The 6,284-nt window shown below is 35.5% G+C and carries 6 protein-coding genes; all 6 read left to right on the forward strand.

Annotated features, from left to right (window positions below; all coding sequences use genetic code 11):
* Positions 1-114 precede the first annotated feature (114 nt).
* The 6 genes from H6G32_RS26105 to H6G32_RS26130 all read left to right on the forward strand — a co-directional run bounded on the left by H6G32_RS26105 (position 115) and on the right by H6G32_RS26130 (position 6,205).
* Positions 115-504, forward strand: coding sequence for a GxxExxY protein (locus H6G32_RS26105; protein ID WP_190463634.1), 390 nt, complete (start codon positions 115-117; stop codon positions 502-504).
* Positions 505-555: 51 nt separating this feature from the next.
* Positions 556-1,821 carry an MFS transporter gene (locus H6G32_RS26110; RefSeq protein WP_190463636.1) on the forward strand — a complete coding sequence of 422 codons (1,266 nt, stop codon included), beginning with the start codon at positions 556-558 and terminating at the stop codon, positions 1,819-1,821.
* Positions 1,822-1,937: 116 nt separating this feature from the next.
* Positions 1,938-2,867 carry an N-acetylglucosamine kinase gene (locus H6G32_RS26115; RefSeq protein WP_190463637.1) on the forward strand — a complete coding sequence of 310 codons (930 nt, stop codon included), beginning with the start codon at positions 1,938-1,940 and terminating at the stop codon, positions 2,865-2,867.
* A 75-nt stretch (positions 2,868-2,942) separates the two neighbouring features.
* Positions 2,943-5,051 (forward strand): GNAT family N-acetyltransferase, encoded by a 2,109-nt coding sequence (locus H6G32_RS26120; protein WP_190463640.1) that lies wholly within the window; start codon positions 2,943-2,945, stop codon positions 5,049-5,051.
* Positions 5,052-5,059: 8 nt separating this feature from the next.
* Positions 5,060-5,539 carry an ASCH domain-containing protein gene (locus tag H6G32_RS26125; RefSeq protein WP_190463642.1) on the forward strand — a complete coding sequence of 160 codons (480 nt, stop codon included), beginning with the start codon at positions 5,060-5,062 and terminating at the stop codon, positions 5,537-5,539.
* An 18-nt stretch (positions 5,540-5,557) separates the two neighbouring features.
* On the forward strand, positions 5,558-6,205 hold the full coding sequence (locus H6G32_RS26130; RefSeq protein WP_190463644.1) for a hypothetical protein: 648 nt from the start codon (positions 5,558-5,560) through the stop codon (positions 6,203-6,205).
* Positions 6,206-6,284: the final 79 nt, after the last annotated feature.

A 6,284-nucleotide genomic window follows, 5' to 3' on the forward strand; every position in this document is an offset into this window, starting at 1 on the left:
TACAGGTAGGCTAAAGCCTACCGAGTCGTTTTTCATCCCCGGTCTGAAGTACGGAGTATGGCGCTGTGCGCCTGTTCCTCCGGGGCTTTCAAACTCCCGTCTGTTTCTTGTAAGATGAGGCAGCCAAGTCAGCAGGTAGAGAATCTAGCTTATGGAGTTATTGGGGCGGCGATTGAAGTACATAGGGTATTAGGGTCTGGGTTTTTGGAGGAGGTATACCATAGGGCGTTGAGAGAAGAATTTCTGATACGCGAGATACCTCATAAGTTTGAGCATCCAGTCAAAGTACATTACAAAGGTCGTCCAGTAGGGGAGGGTAAATTAGATTTCTTAGTTGGAGACTTTCTAATTATTGAATTGAAAGCCGTTCAAAATTTAACCCCCATCCACGAAGCACAAGTCCTTTCTTACCTCAAAATGACCAACTATCCGCTGGCCCTCCTCATAAACTTTAACGTCTCCCTCCTCAAAGACGGCATCAAACGCATTATCCTCTCTTCTTAATCTTTCCTTCTTTCCTTTGCGCCCTTTGCGTCCTTTGCGGTTCGTTACTCCATGAAACCTCAAACCCCCACCCGTTCCCCCTGGACTTACATTCCCACCCTATACTTTGCCGAAGGCGTCCCCAACGTCATCATCAGCACAGTTGCCGTAATATTTTACAAAAAACTCGGAATAGATAACGAACAAATAACCGCTTGGACAAGTTTTCTTTATCTCCCTTGGGTGATCAAAAAGTTTTGGGGGCCACTTGTCGATATTTACTCAACCAAAAGAACATGGATACTCATCACTCAATTTGCCATGTTTTGTTGCTTGACTTTGGTCGCCTTATCTTTACAACTACAAAACTTCTTTTTCTTGTCCTTAACAGCATTGACAGTTGGGGCATTTATTTCAGCTACTTATGACATTGCCACAGATGGCTTTTATATGTTGGCTTTAAATCCAGCGCAGCAAGCTTTTTTTGTGGGTATTCGCTCACTATTTTATCGGCTAGCTGTCTTATTCGGTAGCGGGTTTTTAGTAGTGTTAGCAGGTAGGCTAGAAAAAAGCCTGAATAATATTCCTTTAAGTTGGACTATATCTATAGGTTTCTCCGCAGCCATATTTGCGATACTTTTTATTTTCCATCGTCTGATTTTACCGTTACCTGAATCAGACACACCAAGTATATCAGAAATAAAACCAGAAAAAATACCTTTCTGGGAAGTCATTAGCACATATTTTCAGCAAGAAAAGATAGGAGCAATTTTAGCATTTATCTTATTCTACAGATTAGGCGAAGCAATGCTACTCAAAATAGCGTCTTTGTTTCTAGTGGAGAAAATAGAAAATGGAGGCTTAGGTTTATCAACAGAAGAGTTTGGCTGGGTATATGGAACATTTGGTGTACTTTCCCTGATTATCGGTGGCATTTTAGGAGGAGCGTTAATAGCCAAATATGGATTAAAAAAATGTCTGTTTCCAATGGCTTTAGCCTTGAACCTGCCCGACATATTTTATGTATATATAGCTTATGCTAAACCATCGCTGGCATTAATTTATCCCCTGGTTTCCTTAGAGCAATTTGGCTATGGTTTAGGATTTACAGCTTTTAGTGTTTATTTAATGTATACCGCCCAAGGTAAATACAAAACTTCTCATTACGCCATATCTACTGGATTAATGGCTTTAGGTTTAATGTTACCCGGAGCAATTAGTGGCGCAATTCAAAAAGCAATAGGTTATCCATTATTTTTTGTTTTAGTTTGTTTACTCACCATTCCAGGAATGATAACTCTGTTTTTTATTCCATTAAAAGAAGAGAAATCACTTTAATCGAAGACCCTCACCCCGCAACCCTAACAGAGAGTAAATCTAAATTGCTCGTTCCTAGCCTCTGGCTGGGAATGCTATCCGTGAGGCTCCGCCTCATCTAAATTAAAAGTTTTATCATGAATTACGTTTTAGGAATTGATGGCGGTGGTAGCAAAACTGTCTGCGTTTTAATGAATAATGCACGTCAAGTGATAGGGCGTGGGGAAGCAGGCCCGTCTAATTACCAAACTTTAGGTATTGCAGCAACGTTACAATCAATTAAAGATGCAATTCACGAGGCGATAAAGATTACAAATAATGTAAATATTTCAGCGATTTGCTTGGGTTTAGCGGGTGTAGGACGTACAGAAGATATTGAAATTATCAAAAAATTAGTGCAAGAATTGCCTATTAACTGGGAATCACAACCAGAGAATATTGTAATTTGCAATGATGCTTTAATAGCTTTAATGGGTGGAATTGGTCATGATGTAGGAATTGTAGTTGCAGCGGGTACTGGTTCGATAGTTTTCGGGCGAAATCAGCAAAGAAAAACTAAGCGAGTTGGTGGGTGGGGTTATATTTTAGGTGATGAAGGTAGCGCTTATAAAATCGCTGTTGCAGGGATGCAAGCTGCATTGAAATCTTATGATGGACGTGAAATATCAACAAGTTTAGTTGAAGATTTCAAACAACATCTTAGTCTAGTGAGTATAGAAGATTTAATAGAAGTAATATATCGGCGAGGCTGGGGAGTTAAAGAGATAGCAGCTTTAGCACCAGTTGTAGATTTTGCAGCAGCTTCAGGTGATGAACTAGCGAATCGGATAATTAATGATGCTGTGCAAGAATTAGTAAAAGCGACATCTACAGTTATTGAAGCAATTTTTAATTCTGAGTCAGTTTTAGAAGTAGTCACAACGGGAAGTGTTTGGCGAGGTAGATGCAAAATGCAAGAGAGATTTGCAGCGACTATTGTTAAGGATTTTTCTTTTGTGAGAGTTATTTCTCCCCGTTATGAACCTGCAATTGGTGCAGGTTTATTGGCGTTGCTTGACTTAGGATAAAATAGTTAGTGCTGACAATAATGTTAATATAAATAATTGTTTGAGTGATTTTTGTACCTACAAAGGTTCAACTTTATGACAAAAAACCATGATATTAAGATAGAAGCTATTGATGATAAATCTCCGCATTTACCAGCAGTAATAGATTTATGGAGTCCAAATAGATCAACTCTTGGCTTGTTTCCTAAAGATGCTTTTATAGAACGTGCTGTAAAACGTCAGATACTTGTAGCTATTGAGCCAGAAGGCAAATGTATTGGATATCTACTATATCGCAATTCATATGATAGGATTACTATTGTTCATCTTTGCATAGCACCATTACATAGAAAAAAAGGTATAACCAAACTCCTAGTTGATGAACTCAAGAGAATTACTGAACAAAGATATACTGGTATTGGCTTAAGTTGTCGGCATGATTATGGATTACAACCAATGTGGGCTAACCTGGGTTTTGTTTATCAATATGATAAAATAGGTAAAAGTAAAGAGAGAAAACTACTTGGATATTGGTGGTTTGATCATGGGCATACTAATCTATTCTCTTCCATTCCTGTACAAAAACTAGAATCAAAACTTTGTGTTGTAATTGATAGAAAGATTTTTTCATATTTATATACAGATGAAGATGGTAAAAATGAAGCAGGAAAATCACTTTTAAGTGATTGGCTACAACCAGGATTAGAGTTATGTATAACCGATGAAATTTTTAACTATATCAGTCTTATTTGTGATCACCAAGAGAGGAGATTACAGAAAAAAATAGCCAACAATTTTACTCGTTTACCATCACACAATCAAAATTTAGACCAAATGCAACAAAAGTTGCAAAATATTTTTTTGATTAACAAAGTATCAATAGATGATATTGATTTACGTCATCTAGCTAGAGCCATAGCATCTGATTCCCATGTATTTGTTACTAATGAGCAACCTTTATTAGAACTTTCAGGCGAATTATATGATAACTTTAAACTTTCTGTGTTGAGTCCAAGTGAACTAATTAGTCAACTAGATGAACTTCGCAATAAACCCGATTATCAGCCTGTACGCTTGGCTGGTACTTCACTAGAGCAAGTATTAATTAATCGAGGACAGGAAGATTTATTAACTAACCACTTTACTTGTATTAATAAAGGTGAAACTAAACCTGGATTTCAACAACAGTTACGTCGATTTATTGCAGAAAATGATAAATTTGACTGTTATGTAATTCTTGATAAAGAGCGGCAACCTCTTGCTTTATTTGTTTACCATAAACATAAAAAACATGAGTTAGAATTACCTCTAATCAGGGTTGGTAATCATTCTTTATCAGCTACACTAGCACGGCACTTAATTTTTAAAGCTATATTATATTCTACTCAAAACAATAGACAATTTACCAGGATTACTGATATCAACTTAGAAGAAACAGTAAGAACTGCTATCCAAGAAGATAATTTTGTTAGGGTTGATAACGGATGGTTGAAGGTAAATTTGGGAGTTGCAACAAATGCTTCCCAACTCTCAACTTATCTTACTAATCTATCTACCAATTTAGGAGAAGAATTTAATTTTTGTCTTCAAATTGCTGGTATTCTTAAGCAAGAAGACTTAATCAAAGATGTTCAAGCGTCAGCAAGTGTAGAAAAATTTCTTTTTCCAGTAAAAATAATTGATGCTGAAATTGATAACTTTATAATTCCTATTGAACCTAGATATGCAATGGATTTATTTGATGGTGATTTAGCGAGGCAAACACTATTTGGTTCAAAAATAGAGCTATCATTTAACCGGGAAGCTGTGTACTATAGGTCAGTGATAAATTCAAGGAGATTAAATGCTCCTTGTCGAATTATATGGTATGTGAGTCAAGATAAGTATCATTCATATTGTGGAGTAAGCTCTCTTAGAGCCTGTTCTTTTGTTGATGAAGTTGTCATTGGTAAGCCCAAAGAGCTTTATCAACGTTTCCAAAGATTAGGAGTTTATAAATTAGATGATATCATGAATATCTCTCCGGACAAGAACGGATATATTATGGCGATTCGTTTCAGTAATACAGAGCCATTCAAAAATATTATAACCTTAAATAAAGTCCAACAAATTTTAAATAATAAACAATCATTTCAGTCAGCTTGTAAAATAGAGAAACATTATTTCCATCAATTATATACTTTAGGTATTAGAAATAAAGCGTAAAAAATATCATGTTTAATACTATATTACTGTTGTCAATTAAACCTCAATATGCAGAAAAAATATTTTCTGGTGAAAAACAGGTAGAACTGCGTCGGGTTCGTACTCGCTTAAAAAATGGTGATTTAGTTTTAGTATATGTTTCATCTCCTAAAAAAGCCTTAGTTGGTACATTTGAAGTAAGTAATATCATTCAAAATGAAATTCAAAAATTACCTAAAGACCTAAATGATTTTTGGCAGGAAATTGAAAATATAGCTGGTATTAGTCCTAGCGAATTCAAAAGCTATTATAATGATGCTTCATTAATTGTTGCTATTTTTATTAAAAACATCAAAATTTTACCTATACCGATTAAATTAGAAATATTACGGGAAAAAATTCCAAAATTTCAACCTCCTCAAAGTTATCGTTACTTGAACAAAAGTGAATTTAAGTTATTTGAGTCTATAATTCAAGACAATACAGCAATTTCTTCTATCAATAAATAATCTTTAATTTAATTGTTCATGCTAGATGATAATAAATTTGAATTCATAAAATTATTTCAGGAATTCATAAGCTCATATCCCTATACAGTAGATGGGATAGGTCATATCAAATCCTACACCCAGCAGCGTCAGCAAGCGTGTCGTAACTTTGAAGCAATTAGAGCAATAGCAGATACTGGAGAAAATGTAAAAGAATTAGTCTTACTACAACTGCTGCCTCATAGCAATACAAGCAACAATCGTCAAAGAGGTGCTTGGATTAATATGACCCCATCTGTTACTGAAGATATTCAAGAATGGTTTGAGGGAGCAACTTTGACACAATCTGAAAACTGGGAACAAATTGCTATTGCCATTTTAAATTTTGTCTGTTGCTGCAACGAGAATCCAGAGAAGTTGTCATTAGCCTGTAGGCAGTTTTCACAGTTTCCTTATTGCGAAGATTTCGAGATGGGAATGCTAACGCCTATCCTCAATGCACTTAGACCAGATGATTTTTTATTAATTAATAACAAATCACAGCAAGTAATAAACTATTTTGCTAATACAAAATATGGAAATAAACTTACTGAATATGCATTAGTTAACGATACAGGACGTAATCTGATTAAAAGAATTTCTCAATATATGCGCAGGGTAAGAGCATCTCAACTAGGCTTGACATAAGGGCTGAGAAGAACCTAATGTAGAGTCAATGAAACAAGAACTGAGAACTCGAATCATATAATCGTTATCCATACCAGTC

The sequence above is a fragment of the Cylindrospermum sp. FACHB-282 genome, assembly GCF_014697195.1.
In the GTDB taxonomy this organism is placed as follows: Bacteria; Cyanobacteriota; Cyanobacteriia; order Cyanobacteriales; family Nostocaceae; genus Cylindrospermum.

Bases quoted from the DNA above. Each gene is read 5' to 3' on its own strand.
- H6G32_RS26125 (WP_190463642.1), top strand. From the start codon at position 5,060: ATGTTTAATACTATATTACTGTTGTCAATTAAACCTCAATATGCAGAA.
- H6G32_RS26110 (WP_190463636.1), top strand. From the start codon at position 556: ATGAAACCTCAAACCCCCACCCGTTCCCCCTGGACTTACATTCCCACC.
- H6G32_RS26120 (WP_190463640.1), top strand. From the start codon at position 2,943: ATGACAAAAAACCATGATATTAAGATAGAAGCTATTGATGATAAATCT.
- H6G32_RS26105 (WP_190463634.1), top strand. From the start codon at position 115: ATGAGGCAGCCAAGTCAGCAGGTAGAGAATCTAGCTTATGGAGTTATT.
- H6G32_RS26115 (WP_190463637.1), top strand. From the start codon at position 1,938: ATGAATTACGTTTTAGGAATTGATGGCGGTGGTAGCAAAACTGTCTGC.
- H6G32_RS26130 (WP_190463644.1), top strand. From the start codon at position 5,558: ATGCTAGATGATAATAAATTTGAATTCATAAAATTATTTCAGGAATTC.